We start from the raw sequence: 26121 nt of genomic DNA, 5'->3' as shown, positions 1-26121 counted from the left end.
CGGTATTCGCACGTTTGCTGGCACGAATGCTTGTTTAGGAATTGTAACGCACGTATAGCTATGCAGACCCGTGCAACATGCTTGAGGCGGCGCTCACGTTCTCACGGGCGCCGCCTCAGCTTGTGGGCTAGTCCAGCCGTCCGTGCGTGTTAACGCCGTGCAGCAGGTCTTTCAGATGCGGTGCCAGCCGCGGTAAATCCCATGTATAGTGTCTGCTGATGGTGGAGACAATATAGTCGCTGAGGTTCAGCCCCAGGCGTTCGGCGTTGCGTTCCAGCTTCTCACGGTCGGCCTGGGTGCCCCTGCGCTGTTCGGATGGCTCGCGCAGGTAGTCCACCAGTGCGGGAATTGCGCGGGCGCGTTTCGTGGTGGAGTACCCGGGCGCCTTGATTTTAACCATATAGCCCGTAGAGTCGCGGATAACCCAGCCCTCAGCGTCGCTTGTACGCGCATCCTGAAGCAGGCGGGTGAAATCGGCGTCGTCTTTGAGGGGAATTTCTTCGACGGTAGAGATACGTACGGAGCCGTAGTCTTCGGTGGGGCGCGGCTGCGCGAAGGCTTTCGGTGAGAGCCACAGGTCTTCAAAGCGGGCCGGTTTCACCCTGAACTGCGCGGTGTTTGCGATCATATCGAGCAGATAGAGCGTGACGTGTTCGTAGGGCACGATGTGCGGGTCGCGGAACGGATCGACCACCTCAACTGTTAGTGATGAATCCATGCGGGTGAGCGCTTCAGTAAGCCGGGCGCGTTCTTCCTGGGTGAGGGCGGCGCGCAGGATGCTTTCGGCGTGGCGGCTGTAGGCAGTTACTCCGCTCTTACTGTAGACGGTGAGCATACCTTCGAAGACCGTGATAATCGCTAGATATCCGTTTTCTTTGGCGCGTGCAACGGCCGGGTAGGTGAGGCGTTTGCGAACTTGTGCCTCGCTCTCATGCCCGGGCTCGTCCATATTGAAGAATTTTTCGTACCCGCGCCCCACAATTTTGCCGGTTTCGGCGTGGATAAAGAGCCCACGCGCTTTGGCGGTGGTCTTATCCCAGGCGCCCTTGTAGAAGGCTTTACGCGTGAAATTGCATGCGAGCACGCCGGCAGGTTCGGTGGCGCGCACGTTCACGTTAGGGTTGGCGCGCATCTCCTCTAGCAGGCGATGCCCGTCGTTGAGTAGTTCTGTGGCACCGTTTGCGGTATTTTTCGAGGCGCCTTCCGCTCTACTCCCCGAGGCGTAAGGGTCGGGGACGAGGGAGCTCGATGGAATTTTCACGATTTCGCGCTTCCACACGGCTTTTTCGGGTGCACCGGATGCGCTATCCTCGCGGCTGAACACCACGGCGCTCAGCTCGCCGCCAGTAAATTCGACGCTGCTTTCTAACGGAATGAGATTACTGTATCCTTCCGAACCGAGTGCCGCCGGGCGGTGACCGTAAATTTGGGTGATACCGGCGGCCCGGCTTAGGTCGTTGAGCGTGTCTTCGTAGCCTGCGTACTGGGTTTTACCCGCCCGCGCCTGCGCGTACGGATTAGAACCCAAATAGAACGTTTCATCTGCATACAGCCCCGTGAGGTACCCCTCCCCTACGCCTTCCAGCGTGCGATGGGAATCCGCGAAGAGCTGCGGTGCAACCCCGGCGTGGGTCACGAAATAACGCTCCTGCCCAAGAGTAAAGGGCATCATATTCACGGCAGTGTTGAGCATGGCGATCACTCGGCTGTTGTACACGCCGTGGGCGGCGAGCGCATCCAGGGTGTCGCGGGCGTCACGGTAGCGGCGCACGCCCCTAATAGTGTGCATGATGGAGCGTTCGTGGTTGCCCATCACCAGGTGCACGTTGGGCAAGGTACCAAGGGCGGGTTCAAGGATGTCAAAGACTTTTTCGGGGTTTTGCCCGCGATCGAAGAGGTCACCCGCGAATATCCAGCAGATGTTTTCATCGCTCAGCCCGGTTTCGGGTGAGAGGGCGCTGATAAGCTTTTCGAGTTCGTTACCCATGCCCTGAATATCGCCGACCACGACTACTTTATGGTAGTTATCGAGCACGCGCACCGGAGTGAAGAGTTCGGTAAAAACCTGGTCGGGGGCGATGTACCCGGCGACCACATCCCGGTAGTTTTTGAGGATGCTGCGCCAGTTCTCGCGCAGCTCGCGGTGGTTGTTGTAGGCGGTCTCGATAACCTCTTCAGGTACGCGCTTGGTGTATTCGCGGGTTCTGTTGCGCGTATACAGTTCGTCGAGGGTGAGTTCGCCCTGAAAATCGACAAGGTATGCGGTGTAACAGTATTTGCGCGCAAATTCGAGGAAAGTTTTCATGTTGCGCAGCAGCACGTTCATATTGTCGATAAATACGGTGTTGCCGTGCCGCATATTCTCTTCCACACAGTCGTTCACCCGGCGGATAGCCTTCGATTCGGCACTGGTGTTTTGCGATAGGGCTAGCGCGGGCTGATTATCGAGCGTGTAGGTGATGTATCCGCATTTGCGGCGCTCGGCGTCCCAAGAATGCGTGAGGTCAGCAAGTTCGGGATGCGCGGCGACCCAGGTGCTCTTACCGGCACCCGCCGCACCGGCTAAGAGGAAGATTTTACGTGCCATCGGTGCTGTCTTTCTTCGTCGTCGGAGGTTGTGGTTGGGTCTTCCCAGGATGACATAACTATCCCTCGGGGTGCGGCAGTTCCTCTACAATTCTTCTTACTTTTTGCTCCTGCGATAAGTCTTGAGCTTTGGAGCAAACCAGTCGAGGACTTTTTGCAGCTGGTCACAGTCAAAGTATGGGCCGTAGACTGTATCTTGACAGTATTTTTGTTCTTTTTCTGTTAAGAACCTACATCCGACAGGTAGAACAGAGTTTTGGGGAGCAGGCTCTATTGAAGGAGCTTCAGGGCTCTCCCCTAATAGTTCATCCGTTCGGGTCGAAAAATCTGTATAGTGGGTCCTTCCTAATCTTTCAAAGGAAAATAAAGAAGGTTTTATCCACCGGGAGTTAAACGAAGAGAACTTAGGTTTATTCCTATACCACGAATTTCGGAAATCTACGCTCCATCCATAGATGGATCCACTGAAATTCACGTATTCATGATATGTGTTATTTATAAATAATGAATACCAGTATATAGACTGAGCAAAATTAACTCTTTTATAATATGTAGATTCAGAAAAATTTGACTCTCTTAAATATGTAGAATACCTATAATCTACAACATCATAATAAACAGAATCACTAAAATTTACATCTTCATGATAAAAACAATATCTAAAATTTACTTTACTGTGATAAATTGAGTTTCGAAAGCTCACAGTTTTGAAATAGAAAAGTCGAAATACAGAGTCTGCGAAGATAGCTTTATCATAATACACAGATCCACTCAGATTTGCAGTCCCTCCATAGTATGAAGATCTCAGGTCTGCCTTGCCATGATATATAGAATCCGCCGGCTCATACGACGCACATAACTTATTCCCCTCAGGTCAACATCACAGTAAAATATAGAATGGCTAAAATCCACAAAAGTCATATATCGAGAGTGTTGCATCCTTACAGCATCAAGATATACACAGTCGCTCATATCTACCCGAGCGCCCCAATGGGCATATCGAAATTGAATGGGATAGAAAAATACTGAGCCTGAAAAATTAAAGGTATAAGAAGACCAAATGCCTGAATTATCCCTTCCACCAGAATGAATTTCACAAAAGTGCCTCATACTTGTTGCGGGCACATGAACACGATTATAAATAGAGAGCAGGATATTTTTACGGACATTACGTTCGCTTATATATTCAACTTTCTCATCAGTGGCGAGAATATCGATCTCATGCTGTATATCTTGTCGTGTAACCCTGCCTTCAATTTTTTCAAGGTTGTTTTTAATTTTTGTGGCAATGTGGAAAGGTGATCGTATATAGGCGCATAAAGTGTCGATGATCTTCTGCACATGTTCTCGGCGAGTTTCCTCAGGAAAAGTTTTATCACTATGCCAAATATCGCCGAGACCTACAAGTGTTTGGGCACCGCTTAAGCGCACCGCTTCGTTTTCTGCACTCAAGTTTTCACATGCTTGCATGTACAACTCTAGACGGTACGTCTCTACAGTCCTTAAATCTTCATCATTCATTCTTTTGCTCCGAATATATACTAATATTTTCCTATGTACATACACCCATATTTCTGGTGGGTGAAATATAGGTATATGCAGAATAGGCTTAAGCTAAAAATCATAGCAATATAATATTGTGCGATGATACCTATATTATTTAACCATATAGGTCATACCAGAACGTACAATCTCGGTCATACCAGCTTTATCTACCGAATCCATGACTGAGCATAGAGCAGCGGATAATAATCGTGATTCGGCGTAGGGACTGAATCGATATTCCTGCAAACTGGGTTCTTTCGCCTCAATAAAGGTGACTAGGAAATTATTGAGTGACCAATCGGTAGAATTTTTCACGGCATTCACCATATCGGAACCGTGTGCTTGGGTCCATGCCTGGTCTACTTCAGGAGTCTCAAAACCTTCCTTATCTGAATTCAAGGGATACAGATCGGGTTTTGAAGGGTTCTCCGATTCTATGGCGACAATCCGTTTGATGGCAGATTCTATACGTTCACGAGCTTGGAGAGGATCCGCAGGTGCATTCTTATTATTAGCCCCAGCATGTAAACTAGCTGCAATTTCTTCATCAGCAAGCTCCGGATCATTCTCAGAAAGCTCGGCAAGCGGATAATCGTACTCGCGCAGCCCGTTCACACATCCCATGCAAAATTCGATAAGTTTCGTAATTTTCTGCATATATACATCTGTTTCGGGTCCTTCAGTTTTGCCTTCCCCAACCTTAACCGGCACATACCCCAGAACCCTAAAACTGTGGCTGTTCCAAATTCGTGCAAAATTGTTGTACCTCGCAAAAATTCGCATAAACTCAGCGTCCCACCCAGAGGTTAGAGTCTGAGCGCGATAATCCGGTAAGTCTTCGCCGCCTCGTTGGTAATACAACGTAACAACAGTTACGGCTTCAAGTTCAGCCGCAATGCTTTCCAAGGTAGAAACATCCCTGCGCATCTCCGCCAGAAGACTTAAATATCCGGGAAGAGTCAGAACGATAGTATCGGTGGTACGAGGGTCTTCGCTCAGCTTCCCAGTAAACCAGCTGTATCCGGAAGTTCTCATGGAGGTCTCCTGAAGATTCATTCTTGATGTGGTCTATCTGATGCGCATATCAGAAAGATCAGTATTTCGGTGATGTATTTTACATCCTACAGGAAGGTATAAATTTTATCCCTCATTTAATCGTGAGCAGAGGGTATATAACCAAAATACGAGGAAAGAATCTAACCTTTTGAGCGAAACCTACATTATTTCTAGGGCGAATCCTACACATACCGGGCGATATACAGTTCGCCCTCCCCCGTGATGGTAACGGAAGTAGAATCCCCAGCATGCAGCACCGACTCGGTGCCACACAGCGTTATGTTCTGTTCGCCCGCAGAAATCGTGACCGAACCATCCACCACCAGCGCGGCAGAAGTGCCTTCAAAGGTGTATTCAACTGATTCGTCAGCGAGCACCCGTATATGCTGCACGCTCATGCGTTCATCCCACATGGCGTATTGTTCCACGCCCAAGCCGTTCGCCTCCGGGCGCTGTAGTACCGGCGCATCCTGATGCTCGCCGAGCACCTTAATAAGTTCTTCCGCATCAATATGCTTTGGGGTAAGACCTGCACGCAGCACATTATCCGAGGGGTTCATGATCTCAATCGCCGTGCCAGAAACATATGCATGCACCTGACCATCCGGGGTAAAAGCAGAGTCCCCAGGCGCAAGATTCATCAGGTTCATCACAAACGCGACGAGTAGCCCCTTATCACCCGGATACTTCTGCGCCACCAGGTTCACCAGGTCGGCGGCATCCGACACCGTTACAGAGACACCATCCTGTGTCATCAGCTTTTGCGCCGCTTTTATCAAACCCGCTATGGCGCGGTCAGCAGCATCCTGCGGAAGACGAATGATCTCGGTCAGCAGTTGCTTCGGGCTTAGCTGCACGCGAGAGCTTAGCCAATCGGCGCCAAAAGCTTCAGCCAGCTCTCGCAGCTCGCCCTGCGGGCGCACGCCCGTCAGTACCTTCATGGGGGTTAAGGCGATTACGTTCTCAGGTTTAGAGTACCGGTCTTTATAGTTACGATGCGGTGCATCAGCCGGGATCCCGCGCGCCTGCTCATCCTCGAACCCGGCGACGGCCTGCTGCGGTGTAGGGTGAACCTGAATCGACAGCGGAGCATCAATAGCCAAAATCTTAAACAGGAACGGGAACCAGTCGCTCGCGCGGTCAGAGCGCAAAAAACGGTCCGGATGCGCCGCCACCAGCTCGTTCAACGGCGACACGGACCCATCGACCGTAGCTTCAGACGGAGCCGCAGGATGCGCCCCCACCCAAACCTCAGCCTCCGGCTTTTCTGTGGGTACGGGCATACCGCGCATGCGACCCAGAACTTCGTGCGAACCCCACGCATAATTCTGAATCTTATTCTTCAACGGAAAAATTTCGCCCATGTCGCCTTGGCCTTTCTAGGAACTTTTACACGCAACATCACCAAAACTACGGCATACGTGATATAAAACCCATAAAATTCAGGGAATTCTCTGGATACTCCCACCAATTATAGAGGTACATTTCGAAGATATACCCGCTAAAATAAACGAGTGACTACTATTAACCTCAAAGACTCATTTAAGGCGTACGACGTTCGCGGTATCGTCGGCGAAACTATTACCCACGAAACTGTGCGTGCAACCGGCGCCGCTTTTGTTGATGTGCTCGGTCTGGCTGGTCAGACCGTTTTGGTGGGCGGTGACATGCGCCCCTCCTCCCCCGAATTCATGGATGCATTCGCTGAAGGTGCCACCGCACGCGGCGCAAACGTCCAAAAAATCGGTCTCATTTCAACCGATGTGCTCTACTTCGCATGCGGTATTGAGAATGCGGCAGGCGTTACTTTCACCGCAAGCCACAACCCCGCCGAATACAACGGCATGAAAATGGCTAAGGCCGGGGCGGTTCCTGTATCCTCCGAAACCGGTCTTTTCGATATTCGTGATCTTGCTCAGAAGTACCTTGACGAAGGCTCTATTCCTACCGTTGAGAATCCCGGCGTCGTCACCGAAAAGGACGTTCTCAAAGCCTACGCCGAGTACTTGCGTAAGCTCGTAGACCTCTCCAATATCCGTCCCCTCAAGGTTGTTGTGGATGCGGGTAACGGCATGGGCGGTAAGACCACACCCGCCGTCTTGGGGGATGCTCTTCTGCCCGCGCTTCCGCTTGAGATTGTGCCCCTTTACTTTGAGCTTGACGGCACCTTCCCGAACCACCCGGCTAACCCGCTTGAACCCGCCAACCTTGTCGATCTGCAGAAGGCGGTTGTTGAGCACGGCGCAGACATCGGTCTTGCCTTCGACGGCGATGCCGACCGCTGCTTCGTGATTGATGAGAAGGGTAACGCGGTCACCCCCTCCGCCATTACCGCGCTCGTGGCAGAACGTGAAATCGCGCGCGCTAAGGCGGAAGGCAACGAACAGCCGGTTATTATCTATAACCTCATCACGTCCAAGGCTGTACCCGAGCTCGTCGAAAAGCTCGGTGGACGCGCCGTGAAAACCCGTGTGGGTCACTCCTTCATCAAGGCAGTCATGGCTGAAGAATCCGGTATTTTCGGCGGTGAGCACTCCGCGCACTACTATTTCAAGGACTTCTTCAACGCAGACACCGGCATGCTCGCCGCGATGCACGTGCTCGCGGCCCTCGGCGGCGGTAACCAGGCGCTCTCCGAGATCAGCGCCAGCTACTCCCCCTATGTCGCATCCGGCGAGATCAACTCCGAGATTGAGGACAAGGCAGCCGCGGTAGACCGTGTACGCGCGCACTACGCTGGCGCGCCTGTCAAGGTCGAAGACTCCGACGGTACCACCTTCACCAATACCGAAGAAGGCTGGTGGGCGAATCTGCGGCCTTCCAATACTGAGCCGTTCCTGCGTCTGAACCTTGAAGCACCGGATACCCCCACGATGGAGCGCGTGCGCGACGAGATTCTGGCTCTGGTGCGCCAGTAGTTCTTTGAGCTCACATTATTTTGGGCGGATGCCGATTATTATCGGTATCCGCCCTTCTTCTATGCATTATTGATGCTGGGTTATACGATCGCCTTACAGCCCTGGCGCGTTCTCTATTCCGTATCCAAACTTTTACACGCCAAAGTAGCCTTTACGAGCGCAGCATCCACTGATCCGGTCCAAAGATCTCATAATTGATATTCTGCGCCGGTACATCTGCATCCACGAGAGCGGAACGCACGCCCTTCATGAACGGCAGCGGACCGCACAGGTATACGTTTGCCTCCGCAGGTACGCCCAGCTTTGCGATGTCCACACGGCCACGGTAATCGCCAGTTTCTTCGTCTTCTATGAACGAGATGAGCTTACCGTGAGGAAGTTTTTCGATCAGCTCGGTCATTTCCTCACGCAGCGGCCATGTATCAAGGCGACGGTCAGCGTGAACCACGGTTACCTGACGCTGAGAACCGGACTCAATCAGCTCATTGAGGAAGCTAATCATAGGGGTTACGCCGATACCCGCTGAGAAAAGGTAGAGGGGCGCATCCGCAGAGCCGAAGCCCTCCAGGGTGAGGTCACCGTAAGGGTTGGAAATCTCGACGACATCGCCAATCTTGAGCCCGTGAATGATCGAAGTCATTTCGCCGTTCGGATCGAGCTTCACTCCGATACGACGCTGGTTTTTATCGGACGGAAGCAGGGTGTATTGGCGGGGCTGGCGCAGACCATCACGTGCCTTCGTAATAATGGAAATGTACTGGCCTGCTTTCGCCTCAGTCATAGGGGTGTTATCGGCAGGTTCAAAGGTCAGCACGACCACGTTATCGCCGGTTTCTTGGCGATCAACAACTTTGAAGGGCGCGTGGGTAACATTATTTGCCTGGGATGCGTAGAGTCCCTTTTCGATCTTGATCAGGGCGTTCGCCATGAGCCAGTACACTTCGCTCCAGGCATCCACGACCTCTTCAGTTGCTGCTTCGCCCAGGTCTGCGGCAATCGCTTCAAAAAGATACTTGTAGACGGTCGGGTATTCATTCTCTTGAAGCCCTAGGGACGCGTGCTTATGTGCCACGCGGGAAAGCACCTCGTCAGGGTAGGAATCGGGGTGCTCCATAATGTAGGAAGCGAAGACCGCGATGGACCCAGCAAGCGCCTTCGGTTGGGTGCCTTCGAGCTGAGACGACCGAGAGAAGAGCCCGTCCATCAGGTCGGGACGGGCGGCGAACATACGCTCGTAGAAGTCTGGTGTAATGTGCCCGATACGCTCTGCAATAATCGGCAGGGTTGCCTCGATAACCGGGCGTGATTTTTCGGAAAGCATGAGGGATGTGCGCCTTTCTTTCTTAGATTTTAGTGATATTTTGCTTGTAAACCTTTTTAGGTTATCACCTTTTATTGTTTGCTAAGATGGTGTTTTCTTGCGGCGTGAAATATTTAGAATGCCTTTGTATCAGATAGTGTGTTTTACATAGTAGTGTTTATGTGATTATTTTCACCGCGATATACCGTGATGTGAATAAAAATAATTTTGTACCTTGACGCTAGGTTTCACGCAGGGTGAACAGCAGTGTTGTTCTACAACGTATAAACTGGCATATCAGTCACCTGCCCCTCTTACGGAGGCGGACTCAGGTCACATACCTGCCTTCTTAAACGGACACCGGGCACATACGGTCAATGTATATTCTTACGGTGCCAACCCTTGACAGAGGCAAGCTATCAAAAGAGAAAACTCCACGCTTTCACGGTTTATCCGCTACTTTCTCTCGCATAGTGCATCTACTCTCTGAGCAACAAACATTTGTCACCCTGAGACTTTAATCTTTAATGCGATGCTACTGCAGGCCGGGGAGGTACGGGCGGCAGCTCTCGTTCCGTAGGCTCGTGCACGAGCGGCCCCAACCCCAGTTCCACAAAAACGGGCCCAGCAGGCCGCGCTCCGGCGGGAAGTTCAGAGATAACAACGTCATCAACAGAAGCATAGAAAGCTTCACGAGCGCGGGCTAAAACCGTTCGCAGACGACAAAAACTATCTAGGGGACAGTTGCCGTTTTCATCTTCGCATTCGATCATAGGAATATCACCCTCGGTGCTACGAAGTACCTGCCCCACGGTCGCTTTGCGCCCCGTCTCCGACAGCAGGACGCCACCGGATCGCCCACGGGTAGATTCAAGCAACCCTTGATTGACGAGGAACGCCACAGATTTTGCGACGTGATTATAAGGGGTTCCGACTCCCTCCGAGATCCTCTGAGTCGAGAGTTTTTCCCCTTCCTGCAAGGAAGAAAGAAGCATCATAATACGTAGTGATACGTCTGAAAAAGCCGTCAGGCGCATGCTTCGTATCTCCTTTCAACAGTTTATTGAGGGCTAAATAATATAGGGCTTGTCCGTTCTACCGGAAAATTCTAGTCTTCGTACCACCCGCACGAAAATTAGGTATGGCTTTACTGCACACAAAATGCGGAGTCTGTATAGCAATATTTTAAGGCATTGGTGGATATTTACACCTTTTCTGCATAAAGTGTGCACCATCCCACACGCCTGAGTATGCCATATCATACTGTACGCGCTGCACACCCAATCGGTGGGAGCGCTTTACAACAATGTAAGAGCAGGCTTTCACAAACGGTGGGGTGGGATACGCATTGTCAGCGCATCCCACCCCACCGTGATGTCATATTGTCGAATGTTCCTTAGTCTTCAAGAGACTTTGCCAAGGCGTCACGCTCAGCTTTGACCTCTGCGGGGAGCTTATCGCCGAACTTCGCTAACCATTCGTCAATGCCGGGCAGCTCGGCCACCCATTCATCCTTTGAAACGGCGAGTGCTGCGTTAAGTTCTTCATCGCTGATGCTCAGACCGGTCAGGTCGAGGTCTTCCTTCGTGGGTACGGTGCCCAGGAAAGTCTGCGTGCCGCCGCCCTTGCCGTCGAGGCGGTCGAAGATCCACTTGACCACGCGGGAGTTTTCACCAAAGCCGGGCCATGCGAAGCTGCCGTCGGGGGTGCGGCGGAACCAGTTCACGTAGTAGACCTTCGGCATGTTCTCGGCACCGTGCTTCTTACCAAGATCGATCCAATGCTGGAAGTAGTCGCCCGCGTTGTACCCGATGAAGGGAAGCATTGCCATGGGGTCGCGGCGAACCACGCCGACGGCGCCCTTTGCGGCTGCTGTGGTCTCAGAGGAGAGGGTGACCGCACGGAAGACGCCCTGTTCCCAGCTGTCGGACTCGGAGACCAACGGCACGGTAGTCTTGCGGCGACCGCCCAGCACGATGGCGCTCAGCGGCACGCCCTCGGGATCGTAGTACTCGGGAGCGAGCATATCCACCTGGGATGCGGGGGTGCAGAAACGCGAGTTGGGGTGCGCTGCGGGACGCCCCGATTCAGGAGTCCAGTCCTTGCCGGTCCAGTCGGTCAGGTGCGCGGGTGCCTCGTCGGTCTTACCTTCCCACCATACGGAGCCGTCATCAGTGAGCGCCACGTTGGTGAAGATAGTATTGCCCTTAGAGATTGCCTTCATGGCGTTGGGGTTAGTGGAGTAACCGGTGCCGGGCGCCACGCCGAAAAGACCCGCCTCGGGGTTAACGACGCGAGCCTGGTGGTTCTCGTCAAATTCGATCCACGCGATATCGTCGCCGACCATTTCGGCCTTCCAGCCGTCGATGGTGGGATCCATCATCGCAAAGTTGGTTTTACCGCAGGCAGAGGGGAACGCGGCGGAGATGTAGCGGGTAATGCCCTCAGGGTTGGTGACCTTGAGGATGAGCATGTGCTCAGCCATCCAGCCCTCATCATGACCGATAACCGAGGCGATACGCAGTGCATAGCATTTCTTGCCCAGCAGCGCGTTGCCGCCATAGCCCGACCCGAAGGACCAGATTTCGCGGGTCTCGGGGAACTGCACAATGTACTTCTCGGGGTTGCAGGGCCAGGGCACATCTGCCTGCCCGAGCTCAAGCGGGGCGCCTACGGAATGAAGCGCCTTCACGAAGAAGCCCTGGGTCTCGTCCAGTTTCGCGAGCACATCCTTGCCGATAGTTGCCATAATGCGCATTGAGCACACCACATAGGCGGAGTCGGTAATTTCGACCGCCATCTTGGGGTTCTTTGCTTTCAAAGAGCCCATGACGAAGGGAATGATGTACATGGTGCGCCCGCGCATCGAACCTTTGAAAAGGCCGGTGAGAGTCTGCTTCATCTCCACGGGGTCACGCCAGTTGTTGGTGGGGCCAGCACCTTCTTCGGTCTGTGAGCAGATAAAGGTGCGCTCTTCCACACGTGCCACGTCGTCGGGGTCAGAGAACGCTGCATACGAGTTGGGGAACTCATGATCGCTTAGCCGTACGAAGGTACCTGCATCGACCAGTTCTTGGGCGAGTCGGTTGTATTCCTCTTCGGAACCATCAACCCAGTAGATACGGTCGGGCTCGGTAAGTGCTGCAACATCGCGCACCCAGGCTAAGAGCTCGGGGTGGGTTGTGGGAGCGTTCTGCAGGCTCTTTTCAAGTTCTGCAGAAAGAGTACCGGTTGAGATGTCAGTCATTGACCTATTTCCCCTTTGAGTCTTGAGAATTGCCGGGCACCTCACTGGCACGGCAGGCAGTGTGTTGTGAGGATGTTTTAAACTAACGAGGGCGTGTAGCTTCCTTAAATACACGCCCGTGGAATTTTCCACATCCTCGTGTTCATCTAGAATAGCGCATTTAGCTGATGAGTCGAGTATTTTATATTTGACCCACTGCAGCGCTCTTGTCCTTAAGTTGGTTTGCTTGTGGATGCGGCGCAGCTTCACCGAATAATCCCGAGCGTTCCCACGAATTCCAAAATTTTTTGAAAAATTTTCTCACCCCGCAAAAACATTGAAATTACGCGGTTTTTATGCCGTTTTTAAGAACTTTGTGAGTAATAGTTGAGGGTTTTTGTTAGAACTAACACTCTTTTTCGACTTGCGCACTATCAAGGGTGCCCGTATAGTATTGTTTGTTGCTGCGACGGGTGGTTATAAGCCCGGTCGCGAGGAGCATGCGCCTGTAGCTCAACGGATAGAGCGTCTGACTACGGATCAGAAGGTTGGGGGTTCGAATCCCTTCAGGCGTACGAACGAAGCCTTTCCTTTCAAGGAAGGGCTTTTTTGCTGTCTATCAAAGCCTGCAGATGTGGCAGTTTGAAAGTCCTCGGCGAGTAATCGCCGGGGATTTCGCCGTTTCTATACCCTAAAACAACTATTGAATAGCGTATAATTGATGAGTATAGAGAACCACGATCCGATCCTTCTGAGTCATAACATGCAGGCATTCACATCTACAAGCAGCTTCGCCTCAGGCGCTATACCCATGCCTTCAGAAGCAGTGACTATCGGGGGTTTCAGCGCAAAATCAGCCTATGAAATTTCGGCTATCCATATGATCAGTACAACCAGACGCATCGCGTAAATACTTAGCCTGCCCCTCAGTTTCCGGTGTGCCACAAGCTCTAACACCGCTTTTATCTGCTAGGGGATTAAAAACACCGTCGTCCCAAGACAGGCTTCAAAAATACCGGTAATCTGGATACACCCCAATTTTCCAGGGAAAGTATTTCAACAGCGAAGGAGCGTCAACATCATGGTTCAGCTCACGATACCGCAATCCCTAGTGGGTTCCCTCATAGATATTGCTCAGCTAAAAGATATTACATACTATCCGGCAAATCACCGATGCGCTCACTGGGCAGTCTATAGCGAAGATCAGACCGAGCTTCTGTGTCCTTGTGCACCCGCCGAATCTGCATCCGTCGAGAAGCTGTTCAGTGCCGCATCCGAGATACTGTATAAGAATTTTCGACACCGTATTGAAAACGCCGACGATATTGTTTCTTTCTCAACCCAAGAGCACGAAGAAGTTAGTGCAGCTCAGGCCGACGAGGTTGTCACCGGTTCTCTGCCGCTAGTTCCCGAAACCACGATTAGCGCCGCGGTGGATACTCCCGCCGACATGATGGAGGCACCTGCGAGTGATGATAGCGCAGATACGACGCAGACTGGCCCCATACCCGTCCCTACGGTGCCCACTCCCCTAGAGCAGGCCCAGCCGGTACCGTCCCATGAACAGCCGCAAGTTCCCACGCCCGGCATCGCCCGCATGCCTTCTCCCGCGATGTTCAAGAAGAAGAGCACGCTCACCTATACTCCTCCGCGCATTGAAGAATACCTGCAGCAGCTGCGCACGAACCAAGCAGCACAGTCCTCAGCGGAGAGTACAACCCCGCAGCCCGAGATGGCTTCTTCACAAACGCCAAAGCCAGCGGGTTCACAGACTTCAGCATCCGGTGCGCAGCATCCCGCCCAGGTATACGGACACACGCAGAAGACCGCGCTGCCTTCTTTGAATGATCCCATCACCAAGGCCGAACGCACCGCCAACTATCGTGTAGATTCGGGACGGTTGGAGACTTTCAAAAAAGACAATATCGATCTGGTGACTATCCGCGAAGTTATCACACTGGGCCGCGCCGAACGCATTAACGGTTGGATTATTCGGTTCCGCCACAACGATTACCGAGTCGATGTCAATACCGCGTCTATGACCGTTATCACCGCCCTTGACGAGTTTGATGATTTTGATGGACGAAGCGGCACAGAATACAGCCCCGAAGCCGCTCGCGAGCTTCTTGGCGTCCCCGATATTACCGCCTGCGATTTCACCTCCGGTGCGCAGAATTATCTTAAAACCCACGGCGGCGAGGCCTTCGATGCGATGGTCTCCGCCATCAACTCTCCCGAGAAGGTACGGGTAAACCTCGATTGGACGCGCGAATATCACGGAAGCGGTATACAGGTTACGATATCGCCCGATAACCGCATCGTCATGAGTATTCGACAATCCGTCACAGATACCGACGCCAACGGTGCTGAAGATACCCCGGAAAATTCTCTAGAATCAAACGCCACAGCCTCATAGGGGTTAGGAGGAAAGCACCTTATGAACAAGAAAATAGACATTCCCGTCGAGCTTTATGCCCGCCTGCAGGAGCTCTCCCACCTAGCGCGATACGAATACACCGAGCAGGAGGGTACCTGGACTATACAGAACCCCGAGGGTGAAAGCCTGCTGGATGCACGGCGCAAAATCTCCCCGGAGGCTGCGGAGCTTTACTTCACCATCATGCCGCTTCTTGCCTCAGAATTTATTGTCCAAAACGAGGCGCTGGTGACCGCCTATCGCAACGCCCCCAAGCCTGCGGCGGTCAAGCCCACAATTAAACCCTCAGGTCAGCAGCTTATTCCCCTGCTTGAGGTTCCGCACGAGAACCAACGCATTGCCGAACAGATTGAGAATGACTTCTACGGCGACGTTCCGCCGGGCGACCGCATCTACCCGGTACTGCCGGGTGTCATCGATCATATGATGCGCAACAACCTGGGGTACGCACTCGTCCTTGAGCTCATTACGGCCCCAGACAGCGAACGCCGCGACGAATCCGCCCAGGAAAACCGTTTCGGACGTGAGGTTCAGCATTATTCAAACCGGCGCCTCGGGTACACCGCCGTTCTGAACGCGAATACCTCCGAGGTTATCTCGGTACATCCTTTTGATGGCTCCACGCTCAGCGCCCCCAGCGGACACTACGAGCTCACCCCTGATGCCGAGAAACAGCTGAGCGCCCTGGGACTCACAGCAGAACTTGTGGAGCGCATCCTCGAAGAGGCGAATGATCGCCGCCCAATTCCGGGTACAAACCGTACCGTGTACTCCCTGCACGGCTATTCGGTAGAGTTCTCAAACACCAACCATAAGATTGTCAGCGTGCGCAAGGGTGTGGTGAAAACACGCAACCCCTTCGAGTCGCAGCCTAGGATGCGCGGCACCAAGTCGCAGCGTGGCGTTAAGATTCCGCACGATATTCACGCTTTTAAGAATCTTCTGGAAAGTCACGGTTTTACGATTACGATGGGTGGCAAGCACTACGATATTCGTCACGAAAAATTGGCACCGGGTATGAAAGCTACCACATCTGTGACCCCCTCCGACAGCCAACGTTGGCATCTAAATTCGGCCCGTCAGATCCGCGAGATTTTTGGTGTGGACCTGCGATACGCCAATCCCAAAGATACCTGCCGCGGTATCGTGCATGCCCTGGAAACAGAGGAAGATTTCGAGGAATAACCTCCAGAACAAAGGCACTCTCATTCACCATTTTCGACTCGTTCACTAGGGTGCACGGGTCACGGATATGCTGTGCACGGCACCACTGCATCATAGAGTTAACCTTGGTACTCTTCTCGCGGGTACACCTCTGTCATACCCCCGTCGCAAAGTTTTACGGGGTAAGCTCTGAGTTTACAATAGAGGTGCATCTACACAATGTGAGGAGGACACGCGCGTGAGCGTGAAGATCAATGTAACCGGAGAAGACGGTGACAGCCGAGAGATCGAATGGGAGGATCACCAGACTCTATTAGAAGCTGTACAGGCGAACGGGTTCCCCGTGCTCGCAACATGCGGTGGCAACGCATCCTGTGCCACGTGCCATACCTTTATTGATCCAGAACACTACGCGGCTTCAGGCGATCGTACCGACGCTGAGGAGGATCTCCTCGACATGGTAGACGACGTAGCTAACGAATACTCGCGCCTCTGCTGCCAGGTGGAATACGCACCCGGCATGGATGGCGCCTCTATACAATTGCAGGCGGCGATGTAATATGACGAGTTCGGCTAAGATACTCTACTCCGCAACCGCACTTCTTTGCGCCCTTACGCTGGCAGGTTGCGGCGTTTCCGATGCCGATCATTCTGCGCAGACTGACGCTTCACCGAGCGCATCCGCCAGCGTTGCTCAGGGTAAAATTACCCGTGCTTCCGACCCGGCGCATTCTGTGTCCCCCGGTTCTATCAGTACTGCGGGCGGGGATAGTTCTCAAAGCCCTGAGGATGACCCCACAGATAATAACGACTCTCACTCAAACGATGAACATTCCGAGGATGGGGCTAAGAAAAAAGACTCCAATTCTAAGGATTCTCACGATAAAAAGAGTTCATCCGGCGAGGAAAGCAAAGATGCGGATGGCTCTTCATCGAATAACGATGGAGATAACGGCACTGAAGAATCGTCCAGCCCAGAAGCTAAACAGCCAGGGCGTTCAGCAACCGGTTCTTCAGGTTCACTCCTAGCGTCAGCCTGCCAGATCACCGATCTTTCGGTTTCTGTTTCCGAAGATAAGGGCACCCCCGGAGCCCGGAAATTCATTCTGACGTTCACGAACGTTTCTGAGGAGCCCTGTGTGCTCAAGGGTAACCCGACGGTTGTCTATGCAGATTCTAATTTCAGTCAGATTGGCTCACCAGCACGCCCGGCGGCAGGTTCGACGAACCCCACCGGCACGCTTCTGCACACAGGTGAATCTACAAACGCCCCAGTGACCTCGGTCAACGCTGGTCCGCTGGGTAAGAACTGTTCACCGACGATGGCACACGGATTCTTAGTTCAGGTTCCCGGTGACGGCAACTGGACGACGGTCTCTGCTTCTTCTGAGGCGTGCACCGGCAAGGTTCAGCAGTTGTCCGTGGGACAGTTCGGTTCGTAACCACTCAGCACACGAATGATGCGCTTCGAGAAGAAGCGATAACAGCAAGAGGCGGTTCCTCATACAGGAACCGCCTCTTCAGCATCTACACAATGCTTTATTTATACACGAGGTTTACCTAAGTTTTCCACCTCATCACCCTGATACGGAAATATTTCTTACCTATCTATGAGATAGACCACCAGATGAAAGGAAAACGCTAGGAACTCGCTCGCACGTGGTATACGCCGCCGCGTTTCAGGGCTGCCGTAAGCGCAGGAAAATCTCGTGGCGGGACGCGAAGCACGGAAATTAAACAGTGCGCGTGACATCCTCAAAGTCAAAGCGCAGCCCGCGTGCCCGATAGGGGCCCAAACCATAGCCGAGATTCACCACGAGGAAAGGCTGTTGATCTGCACCGCCGAGCAGAACGGGGTCGGCGGCAAGAGCCTCAAAATCTACGCCGGTGATAGGCCCGGCATCTAAACCTAGCGCACGCACCACGGTAATAAAGTACCCCGCCTGTACCTGTGCGTTTAGCCTGCCCAGCGGAATGCGCTCTTCTTCAGCCTCGAAGAACTCCTGCGCTGCCACGGCGTGCGGAGCGAACTCGGCGAACCGTTTCTGCCAATTCTTGTCGTACCCAAGAACCGCATTCACGGGCGCGCTGGCGGCAGCATCGCGATTACTTTCGTGAAGATATCCCAAAAGGCGTTCTTTCGCACTCTTCGAGCGCACCCACGTAATGCGCAAAGGCTGATTGTTGTAGGCGGTAGGCCCGAGCGCGGTAAGCCGATAAATCTCACGAAGCTGCTCTTCAGTCACCGGATCATCGCTGAACTGATACGAGGTGCGGGGCAGTTCATATAGCGCCTCACGCTGTTCACGGGACAGGCGTGACTGGCGGCTCGGATTCGCGAGATAGGGCTCCGGTTCGATGCCCCGGTCGGCAGCACTGCGTGAGCTCACATTCTTTCCCTTTCGGCGAGTATGCGGCATATGGAGCAAGAGGCACGTTACGCACCACTCCCCTTTTCCATAGTGCACCCGCCTCAGCTTCAACGCATAGCCACAGGGGTTTTCCCGATAGATTCCGTCAAACTTCGTCACAAAACCGGTAGGCGGTGCATCCTGGTGCAGATGCACGAGCCGCTAGAGGCTGCGGGTTACATCATCGAATCCGAACCGGGTATCGCGCGGGTACTGGGTTGGAACGCCGTACCCTAAATTCACCACAAGAATGGGATGCTCGTCGGTCCCCGCAAAAAATTCTTCGTACAGCCCCTCAAAATCGGCCCATAAGGGACCGGCGTCTAGACCAAGGGCGCGCACAGCGGTCATAAAGTAACCGGCCTGCAGGTTGGCGCTCTGCTGAGCGGCAAAGGTAACAATTTCCTCGGTTGTACAGTAGCTCCTAATAGTCTCTGCCGCGCGGGGGTTAAACACATCTGCACGGTCTATCCACGCCTTATCGTATGAGAGTATGGCGTTGACAGGTGCCTGACGAGCCTTTTCTTGATTAGCTTCGATCAGATGCTTGACCAGGCGCTCACGTGCCTCGGGGCTCTTGATCCATGTGATACGCAAAGGCTGACTATTGAAGGCCGTAGGTCCCAGATAGGTAAGCTCCTGAATCTCCCGAAGCTGATCATCAGTGACGGGCCGATCGGTAAATTTACGCATAGTTCGGGGCTCACGGAAAAGAGCGGTGATTTGGTCCTCAGATAAACGGGTCATCTCTCATATCCTTTCCTATAACGTCAGGTTCTCTCGACATGGTGAATCTATTCGTCCCCCGTAAGGCTACCGCGCCGTTCTTTCCATCATGCACCGGTTCGCACCATAAAGCTACCCCCAGAATTCACGCCGCGGCAGTTCCCCATTCCCTCAGAGCCCAGCAAAAACCGGTGGCTGCCGCATCATCAGATACGGCAGCCACCGGTACATCACATATTCGCAGGTCTCTGAGTACATGTATATATGCCGGATTCCTGCGGTTTATTCCCGCTGGGGACGGAAGGCGCACCTCGGCACCTCAGCAAGAGCGAAGCACAGCTTTTAGATGCTGCGGGTTACATCATCAAACTCAAAACGAGTACCGCGCGGATACTCGGGAGCCACACCATAGCCCAGGTTTACGACGAGGAAGGGCTGCTGGTCAGTGCCTTCAAAGAATTCAGCGGCAATACCATCGAAATCCGCGCCGGTCATGGGGCCCGCATCCAGGCCAAGAGCGCGCACGGCGGTCAGGAAGTAGCCAGCCTGAAGTGCAGAGCTCAGCGCGCCCGCGGGAATACGTGCCTCTTCAGCCTCGTAGTAGGATTCGAAGGCAGCGGCCTGGGGTGCGAATTCCCCAAAGCGCTTCTGCCAGTTCTTATCGAAAGCCAGCACAGCGGTCACGGGGGCGTTGAGGGTCTTCTCCTTATTCCCGTCCATCATGTGCTTGACCAGGCGCTCGCGAGCTTCGGGAGTCTTCACCCAGGTGATGCGCAGGGGCTGGCTGTTGAAGGCCGTGGGCCCCAGGTAGGCGATCTCCTGGATCTTCTGCAGCTGTTCATCGGTGACGGGCTGATCGGTGAATGCGCTCACAGTGCGAGGTTCGCGAAAGAGAGCGGTGATCTGGTCTTCGGTCAAGCGGGTCATACCTGTGTCCTTTCAGTGAAATAAATTACTTTACGTGTAAAATTTTATGATGTACGTAATGTACATATTCAATTATTATGGCCCCATCACACGGAAAAGTCTTGTATTCGCGCACAATTGCCCCTGTAATATGTGCCACGCTCAAAAAACTTTCAAGGAGAATCCGGGGCATATACGAGATAATGGGACCATGCCCGACGCTCTAGAACCTTTCTCACCCGCCACTCAGCAATGGTTCCGCAACGCTTTTGGCACCCCGACCGCCGCGCAGGAAGGCGCCTGGGAGAGTATCAGCAAGGGCGAAAACGCGCTTATTATCGCCCCCACGGGCTCCGGCAAAACCCTTGCCGCTTTCCTATGGGCACTCGATGCGCTCTACCGCGACAAAAGCGCAGAACCGGACCAGCGCGAGCTCACGACATCGACTCAGGCACGGAAAAACGGGGACGCTCGGGAAACACAAAAGACCAAGAAACAGCGTGCAAGCGGTACGCGCATCCTGTATGTTTCGCCCCTGAAAGCACTCGGGGCAGATGTGGAACGCAACCTGCGTGCGCCGCTTGCGGGGATTGCGCATACGGCGAAGGAAGCCGGGCGAACCCCACCCGATATCACCGTGGGTATTCGGAGCGGTGACACCCCGGCGCGCGAGAGGCGGCAGCTGATCAGCAACCCGCCCGATATTCTGCTGACCACCCCCGAGTCGCTCTACCTTATGCTGACCTCTGCGGCACGTTCGACACTCACCGGTGTGACAACCGTGATTGTGGACGAGGTGCACGCCCTGGCGGGGACTAAGCGCGGGGCGCATCTGGCGGTGTCCCTTGAGAGGCTCGATCAGCTGGTGGAGCGGCCGGTGCAGCGCATCGGCCTGTCGGCAACCGTGAACCCGCCCGAAGCCGTCGCCACATTTTTAGGCGGGGTGCACCCGGTAACGATCGTGGCGCGGCAGGTGCCCAAGCGCTGGGATCTGCGGCTCTCGGTACCCGTGCCGGATATGGCGGCGCTCGGCGGGGCAAACGATTACGGGCAGGGCAGCTATGCGCCCGGGGAGCATCGGGCACCACGCGGACAGGATTCGCCCGGTTCAGCCCCGAACGCCCCGGATTTGCAGGTTCAGGCAGCCGACGAAGCGCCATCCTATACTCTTGCGGATGCTATCGGCACCTTCCCCGGCGAAGAAGGATTATCTCTTGAACTGCCGAACAGCTCTGCCGAACAAGACGGTACTGCGAGCACAACGGCGAGTGCAGGAGCACGGAAGCCGGGCGGTGAGGGCGAGCGCGCATCCGGGTATCGTGCCTCGATTTGGCCTTATGTTCAGGAACGCATCGTGGACGATATCGAGAATAATCGTTCTACAATCGTGTTCGTGAACTCGCGTGGGCTCGCCGAAAAACTTACCGCGGCTCTCAACGATATTCATGTGCGCCGCGAGCTCTCACGGCGCGAGCTTGCGGGTGAGCCTCTGCCTGATATTGGTGAGGAACCGGACATTGCGCCGCTGGCGCGGGCGCATCACGGTTCGGTGGCGAAGGATCAGCGCACGCTTATCGAAGAGTCCCTCAAGAATGGTTCGCTGCGGTGCGTGGTCGCCACAAGTTCCCTGGAACTCGGCATCGATATGGGGCATGTGGATGCGGTTATTCAGGTGGCGTCTCCGCCGTCGGTGGCTTCCGGTCTGCAGCGGGTGGGTCGTGCCGGGCACCGCGTGGGCGAGGTTTCGCGCGGGCTTTTTTATCCGAAGCATCGCGGGGATTTGTTGGGCTCTGCCGTGGCTCTGTCCGGTATGCTCGCCGGGTCTTTAGAACCGCTTACCGTTCCCGCAAACCCGCTGGATGTGCTTGCCCAGCAGACCGTCGCCGCCTGCGCTCTGGGACCTATCGGGGTGGATGCCTGGTACGAGGCGCTGCGCCGCACCGCCCCTTTCGCGAACCTTTCGCGCGCGCTCTATGACAGTACTTTAGAAATGCTGGCGGGCAGGTACCCTTCCGACGAGTTTGCGGAACTTCGCCCGCGCATTATTTGGGATCGCACCGCCACCGCCGATGCGCCAAGCGGCACGATTGAGGGGCGGCCCGGTGCGCAGCGGCTTGCAGTAACTTCGGGCGGGACGATTCCCGATCGTGGGCTTTTTCCTGTCTACCTGGCCAGTTCTGAGGATTCCAAGGCGCCCAAAAGGGTGGGAGAGCTGGACGAGGAAATGGTCTACGAATCGCGGGCGGGCGATGTTATCGCCTTGGGTGCGAGCAGTTGGCGTATCGAGGACATCTCGCACGATGCGGTGCGCGTGAGCCCTGCACCCGGTGAGCCTTCGCGTCTGCCGTTTTGGCATGGTGAGCGGGTGGGCCGCCCGGTGGCGTTGGGCCGTCGGTTGGGGCAGTTTACCCGCGAGTTAGCGAAGTCTGCGGGCGCTGAGTCCGGGGGCGAAGACGCCTCAGCGACGGCTGCGATACGCGCTGAGCTGACCCGGTTAGGGCTGGATTCTTGGGCGAGCGATAATCTGCTCGCTTATATTCGGGAGCAGCGCGAGGCTACCGGTGTGGTCCCCACCGATACGCGGTTTGTGGTGGAGCGTTGCCGCGATGAACTGGGAGATTGGCGCGTTATTTTGCATTCGCCGTACGGGTATCCGGTGCACGCACCTTGGGCTGTAGCGGTGGGCACCCGCGTGCAGGAACGGTACGGTATTGATGCCAGCGCACTTGCGGCAGATGACGGTATTGTGCTGCGTATTCCTGCGGTGGAAGATACTCCGCCGGGTGCTGAGCTTTTTCTCTTCGAGCCTGATGAGCTAGAGGAGATTGTCAAGGATCGTGTGGGCGAATCGGCGCTTTTCGCATCTCGTTTTCGAGAGAGCGCCGCCCGTGCCCTGCTTCTGCCGCGCCGTGATCCGGGCAGGCGCACTCCCCTATGGCAGCAGCGCCAGCGTTCGGCGCAGCTGCTAGATGTTGCGCGCAAATACCCCGAGTTCCCGATTCTGCTGGAAACCGCCCGCGAATGCTTGCAGGATGTATATGATGTTCCTGCGCTTCTTCAGCTGCATCGGGATATTGCCGCGCGGCGCATCAGCCTGTCGCAGGTGCAGACCGAGGGGCCTTCGCCTTTTGCCCGCACCATGCTTTTCGAGTACGTGGCGGAGCATATTTACGATACGGATGCGCCCGCCGCCGAACGCCGCGCTGCCGCCTTGGCACTGGATCCGGCGCTTTTGGCAGAGCTGCTGGGTACCGCTCAGCTGCGCGATCTGCTGGATCCACAGGTGATTCTTGAGGTTCAGGAGCGTCTTCAGCGCACCGGGGCGAAGTATCGGGCACGCGGGGTTGAGGGCGTGGCGGATCTTCTGCGCCAGCTCGGTCCGCTCACGGCGAGGGAGCTGGCGCTACGGCTGCGCGGGAATGAGGGGTCCGGGGTTGAGGCCGTGCCCGAGGTCTCTTGGAGCACCCCAAAAGGCAGCGAAAGTCGATCTAAAAAGGCTGATATTTCACATGAAACCGGGCACTCAGCCGAAAATACCACCGAGGGTCTACCGGAAGAAGACCTTGAAACTACCCCGCACGCCACCGCCGAAGAGGCGCGCACGCTTGCCGAAGAGCTGGTCGCATCCCGCAGGGCATTCGTTATCAATCCGCACTCAAATATAGCGGGTAGCACGGAACCGATCTACGCCGCAGTGGAAGACGCCGCCCGGCTGCGCGACGGGCTAGGGCTGCCGCTTCCGGTCGGGATTGCTCAGGCGTACCTCATGCCGGTCGCCGCGCCGCTCGAAGACCTAATCTCGCGGTATGCGCGCACGCACATCCCCTTTACCGCAGCCGAGGCGAGCGCCCATTTCAGCCGCATCACGCCGACGGGTTCGGGTGCTATTCTGCCGGTTTTACGCGCTTTAGAGACGCAAAATCGACTGTTCTCGGGCGAGTACCTGCCCGAGGAACTGCGTGTATCTCGCGTGGAGGCAGCCGATACGATACCGCTCTCCCCCGCGCCCACGGCAAGCCTGGAATGGGTGGATGCCGAGGTGCTTCGCCTGCTTCGTGCCCGGTCGTTGGCGGCGCTGCGCCGCGAGATTGAGCCGGTACCGCAGCGTGCTTATGGCGCGTTCCTGCCCGCCTGGCAGGGAGTGCGTGCGCAGACGGTCAAGGTTTCGCGCAGGCTCGCGGAAACCACCGAGTACGGTGCGTATTACGAGCCCGAACGCACGGTTCAGGTTCTCATCGAGAGCAAAGGTTCATCCGCCGAGGCGTTAGAGGGTCGCGAGGGCTTGCTGACGGTCATCGATCAGCTGGCCGGGGTGCGTGTACCCGCCTCCGCTTTGGAGACCCTCGTCTTGCCAGCCCGGGTGCGTGATTATTCGCCGCAGCTCTTAGATAGTCTGTTGGCCAGCGGAGAGGTACTTTGGCGCGGCGAAGGCGAAATCTCCGGCAATGACGGCTGGGTGAGCCTGCATCTTGCCGAATCCGCCGAGCTGACCCTGCCCGATTCTTCCCGCACGCAGGCCTTAGATGAGCTGGGTTCGGTGGAACACGCCGTCTTTGAGGCGCTTTCTGGCGGCGGGCTGTTCTTTATGCCGCTTCGTGAGCGCGTGCACGACATCTTGACCTCTCGCGCCGCCTCGGGCGAGGTTGTGCATTTTCCGGAAGCTTCGGAGGTATCCGCCGCGCTGTGGCGCCTGGTGTGGGCGGGGCTAGTCACGAACGATACTTTCGCCCCGGTACGTGCCATGCTGGCGGGCGGATCGAGTGCGCATCCGGTGCGGCCCGCCGCTCCCTTGGCGCGCCCTGTGCGCAGGCGCGGTGCCGCACGACTGTCGGCGGCGCGTACTTCTGCGGGTGCTTATCCGCGCAGGTATAGCGGCTTGGGCGGCACTCGTGCCAGCTCTTCTGATCCGCAGGTTTCGGCCCGGGATTCCGGGCGCTTCAGTCATATTAGCTTTCCCCAGCCAACGGGCACCGAGTCTTCGCAAGAGGCGGATGCGACCGTTACCGCCTATGCTCGCGCGGAACTTCTCTTAGACAGGTACGGTGTGCTCACGCGCGGCGCGCTCGCCTCTGAGGATGTTCCCGGCGGATTTGCGGCTCTGTACCGCGTCTATGCGGCTGCCGAGGAACGTGCCCTGGTGCGGCGCGGATACTTTATCGAGGGGCTGGGTGCGGCTCAGTTTGCCTCCCCAGCAACGGTGGATGCGGTGCGCTCCTACACTAATATTGGCACCGACACCCCGCAGAATACCGGAGTAAAGCGAACAAAAACCGAGGAAATATTCGGTTTATTTGAGGGTGTTCTGTTGGCGGCTACAGATCCGGCGAATCCCTATGGCGCGGCGCTCACATGGCCTTCCGTCCCCAGCTTACTCTCGGCCTCTTCTACACCCGGCGGTACGGAAGAGGCTGCGCACAAAGGCACAGAGACCGCCCAATCCGTGCGGCATCGTCCGGGGCGTAAGGCGGGTGCCTGCCTCATCCTGCTCGATGGTGAAGCGGTCCTCTATCTGGAACGCGGCGGCAAAACCCTGCTGTCTTTCACGGCTGACCCTCTCAAACTTGAGGCGGCAGCCCCACTGCTGGCGCGCATCGTGCAGGCGGGTATTGCTGAGAAAATCGTGGTGGAAAAACTCAACGACTGCGATATTCTAGCGACCCCGGAACCACCGGCTCATCGGGGAGCGTCGAAGACCGATTCTAACCGGCTGACCGAGCATCCGGTGGTGGCGTTACGGCGCGCACTGCTTGCACAGGGCTTTTACACAACCCCGCGCGGTCTGCGGATGCGCCGCTCCCTCTAAAATGCCGAGGTCTTTAAGTGCAGAAAGCCCCTGCATCAAGGAG

Annotated in this window: 16 protein-coding genes and 1 tRNA gene; 7 read left to right on the top strand and 10 right to left on the bottom strand. The window is 55.3% G+C overall.

All coding sequences use genetic code 11. The features are described from left to right. Positions 1-127: 127 nt before the first annotated feature. From HMPREF2625_RS01335 to manA, 4 genes are all read right to left on the bottom strand, one after another. On the bottom strand, positions 128-2587 hold the full coding sequence (locus HMPREF2625_RS01335) for an RNA ligase (protein ID WP_070520816.1): 2460 nt from the start codon (positions 2585-2587) through the stop codon (positions 128-130). An 803-nt stretch (positions 2588-3390) separates the two neighbouring features. Then, positions 3391-4107 (bottom strand): pentapeptide repeat-containing protein, encoded by a 717-nt coding sequence (locus HMPREF2625_RS01325; protein ID WP_070520810.1) that lies wholly within the window; start codon positions 4105-4107, stop codon positions 3391-3393. 135 nt (positions 4108-4242) lie between these two features. Next, positions 4243-5166 (bottom strand): hypothetical protein, encoded by a 924-nt coding sequence (locus tag HMPREF2625_RS10995; RefSeq protein WP_238789146.1) that lies wholly within the window; start codon positions 5164-5166, stop codon positions 4243-4245. Positions 5167-5369: 203 nt separating this feature from the next. Further along, positions 5370-6551 (bottom strand): mannose-6-phosphate isomerase, class I, encoded by a 1182-nt coding sequence (manA, locus tag HMPREF2625_RS01315; protein ID WP_070520807.1) that lies wholly within the window; start codon positions 6549-6551, stop codon positions 5370-5372. Between the two features lie 150 nt (positions 6552-6701). On the opposite strand from manA, the gene HMPREF2625_RS01310 reads away from it, so the two are divergent. Then, on the top strand, positions 6702-8105 hold the full coding sequence (locus HMPREF2625_RS01310; RefSeq protein ID WP_070520805.1) for a phosphomannomutase/phosphoglucomutase: 1404 nt from the start codon (positions 6702-6704) through the stop codon (positions 8103-8105). A 151-nt stretch (positions 8106-8256) separates the two neighbouring features. On the opposite strand, the gene HMPREF2625_RS01305 is transcribed toward HMPREF2625_RS01310, so the two are convergent. The 3 genes from HMPREF2625_RS01305 to HMPREF2625_RS01295 all read right to left on the bottom strand — a co-directional run bounded on the left by HMPREF2625_RS01305 (position 8257) and on the right by HMPREF2625_RS01295 (position 12652). Next, positions 8257-9426 (bottom strand): FAD-binding oxidoreductase, encoded by a 1170-nt coding sequence (locus HMPREF2625_RS01305; RefSeq protein ID WP_070520802.1) that lies wholly within the window; start codon positions 9424-9426, stop codon positions 8257-8259. Between the two features lie 503 nt (positions 9427-9929). Next, positions 9930-10442 carry an RrF2 family transcriptional regulator gene (locus HMPREF2625_RS01300; RefSeq protein WP_004006574.1) on the bottom strand — a complete coding sequence of 171 codons (513 nt, stop codon included), beginning with the start codon at positions 10440-10442 and terminating at the stop codon, positions 9930-9932. A gap of 359 nt (positions 10443-10801) precedes the next feature. Beyond that, positions 10802-12652, bottom strand: coding sequence for a phosphoenolpyruvate carboxykinase (GTP) (locus tag HMPREF2625_RS01295; protein ID WP_070520799.1), 1851 nt, complete (start codon positions 12650-12652; stop codon positions 10802-10804). A gap of 481 nt (positions 12653-13133) precedes the next feature. Here HMPREF2625_RS01295 and HMPREF2625_RS01290 point away from each other — a divergent pair. The 5 genes from HMPREF2625_RS01290 to HMPREF2625_RS01270 all read left to right on the top strand — a co-directional run bounded on the left by HMPREF2625_RS01290 (position 13134) and on the right by HMPREF2625_RS01270 (position 17674). Further along, a tRNA-Arg gene (locus HMPREF2625_RS01290) sits at positions 13134-13206 on the top strand. A gap of 506 nt (positions 13207-13712) precedes the next feature. Further along, complete coding sequence (locus HMPREF2625_RS01285) at positions 13713-15047, top strand: hypothetical protein (protein ID WP_070520796.1); 1335 nt, start codon at positions 13713-13715, stop codon at positions 15045-15047. Positions 15048-15068: 21 nt separating this feature from the next. Continuing rightward, on the top strand, positions 15069-16253 hold the full coding sequence (locus tag HMPREF2625_RS01280; protein ID WP_070520793.1) for a cell wall biosynthesis glycosyltransferase: 1185 nt from the start codon (positions 15069-15071) through the stop codon (positions 16251-16253). 217 nt (positions 16254-16470) lie between these two features. Continuing rightward, positions 16471-16791, top strand: coding sequence for a 2Fe-2S iron-sulfur cluster-binding protein (locus HMPREF2625_RS01275; protein ID WP_004006570.1), 321 nt, complete (start codon positions 16471-16473; stop codon positions 16789-16791). A 1-nt stretch (position 16792) separates the two neighbouring features. Beyond that, a complete protein-coding gene (locus HMPREF2625_RS01270; RefSeq protein ID WP_070520790.1) occupies positions 16793-17674 on the top strand; it encodes a DUF4232 domain-containing protein in 882 nt (293 codons plus the stop codon). A gap of 291 nt (positions 17675-17965) precedes the next feature. Here the strand turns inward: HMPREF2625_RS01270 and HMPREF2625_RS01265 are convergent, their stop codons facing one another. From HMPREF2625_RS01265 to HMPREF2625_RS01255, 3 genes are all read right to left on the bottom strand, one after another. Further along, positions 17966-18622, bottom strand: coding sequence for a malonic semialdehyde reductase (locus HMPREF2625_RS01265; RefSeq protein WP_239664711.1), 657 nt, complete (start codon positions 18620-18622; stop codon positions 17966-17968). A gap of 183 nt (positions 18623-18805) precedes the next feature. Next, on the bottom strand, positions 18806-19390 hold the full coding sequence (locus HMPREF2625_RS01260) for a malonic semialdehyde reductase (protein ID WP_070520787.1): 585 nt from the start codon (positions 19388-19390) through the stop codon (positions 18806-18808). A 321-nt stretch (positions 19391-19711) separates the two neighbouring features. Next, positions 19712-20296 carry a malonic semialdehyde reductase gene (locus tag HMPREF2625_RS01255; protein ID WP_070520784.1) on the bottom strand — a complete coding sequence of 195 codons (585 nt, stop codon included), beginning with the start codon at positions 20294-20296 and terminating at the stop codon, positions 19712-19714. Between the two features lie 190 nt (positions 20297-20486). Between HMPREF2625_RS01255 and HMPREF2625_RS01250 the strand changes: the two genes are divergently transcribed. Beyond that, a complete protein-coding gene (locus HMPREF2625_RS01250) occupies positions 20487-26078 on the top strand; it encodes an Lhr family helicase (RefSeq protein WP_070520781.1) in 5592 nt (1863 codons plus the stop codon). Positions 26079-26121: the final 43 nt, after the last annotated feature.

This window comes from Rothia sp. HMSC064D08 (assembly GCF_001809525.1).
In the GTDB taxonomy this organism is placed as follows: Bacteria; Actinomycetota; Actinomycetes; order Actinomycetales; family Micrococcaceae; genus Rothia; species Rothia dentocariosa.
Note: the sequence above shows the minus strand (reverse complement) of the source record. Positions and strands in the feature narration are given on the sequence as shown.

Excerpts from the sequence above, each read along its gene's own strand:
- HMPREF2625_RS01255 (WP_070520784.1), bottom strand. The coding sequence starts at position 20,296 with ATGACCCGCTTGACCGAAGACCAGATCACCGCTCTCTTTCGCGAACCT.
- HMPREF2625_RS01260 (WP_070520787.1), bottom strand. The coding sequence starts at position 19,390 with ATGACCCGTTTATCTGAGGACCAAATCACCGCTCTTTTCCGTGAGCCC.
- HMPREF2625_RS10995 (WP_238789146.1), bottom strand. The coding sequence starts at position 5,166 with ATGAGAACTTCCGGATACAGCTGGTTTACTGGGAAGCTGAGCGAAGAC.
- HMPREF2625_RS01280 (WP_070520793.1), top strand. The coding sequence starts at position 15,069 with ATGAACAAGAAAATAGACATTCCCGTCGAGCTTTATGCCCGCCTGCAG.
- HMPREF2625_RS01250 (WP_070520781.1), top strand. The coding sequence starts at position 20,487 with ATGCCCGACGCTCTAGAACCTTTCTCACCCGCCACTCAGCAATGGTTC.
- HMPREF2625_RS01270 (WP_070520790.1), top strand. The coding sequence starts at position 16,793 with ATGACGAGTTCGGCTAAGATACTCTACTCCGCAACCGCACTTCTTTGC.
- HMPREF2625_RS01305 (WP_070520802.1), bottom strand. The coding sequence starts at position 9,426 with ATGCTTTCCGAAAAATCACGCCCGGTTATCGAGGCAACCCTGCCGATT.
- HMPREF2625_RS01295 (WP_070520799.1), bottom strand. The coding sequence starts at position 12,652 with ATGACTGACATCTCAACCGGTACTCTTTCTGCAGAACTTGAAAAGAGC.
- manA (WP_070520807.1), bottom strand. The coding sequence starts at position 6,551 with ATGGGCGAAATTTTTCCGTTGAAGAATAAGATTCAGAATTATGCGTGG.
- HMPREF2625_RS01300 (WP_004006574.1), bottom strand. The coding sequence starts at position 10,442 with ATGCGCCTGACGGCTTTTTCAGACGTATCACTACGTATTATGATGCTT.
- HMPREF2625_RS01325 (WP_070520810.1), bottom strand. The coding sequence starts at position 4,107 with ATGAATGATGAAGATTTAAGGACTGTAGAGACGTACCGTCTAGAGTTG.
- HMPREF2625_RS01335 (WP_070520816.1), bottom strand. The coding sequence starts at position 2,587 with ATGGCACGTAAAATCTTCCTCTTAGCCGGTGCGGCGGGTGCCGGTAAG.
- HMPREF2625_RS01285 (WP_070520796.1), top strand. The coding sequence starts at position 13,713 with ATGGTTCAGCTCACGATACCGCAATCCCTAGTGGGTTCCCTCATAGAT.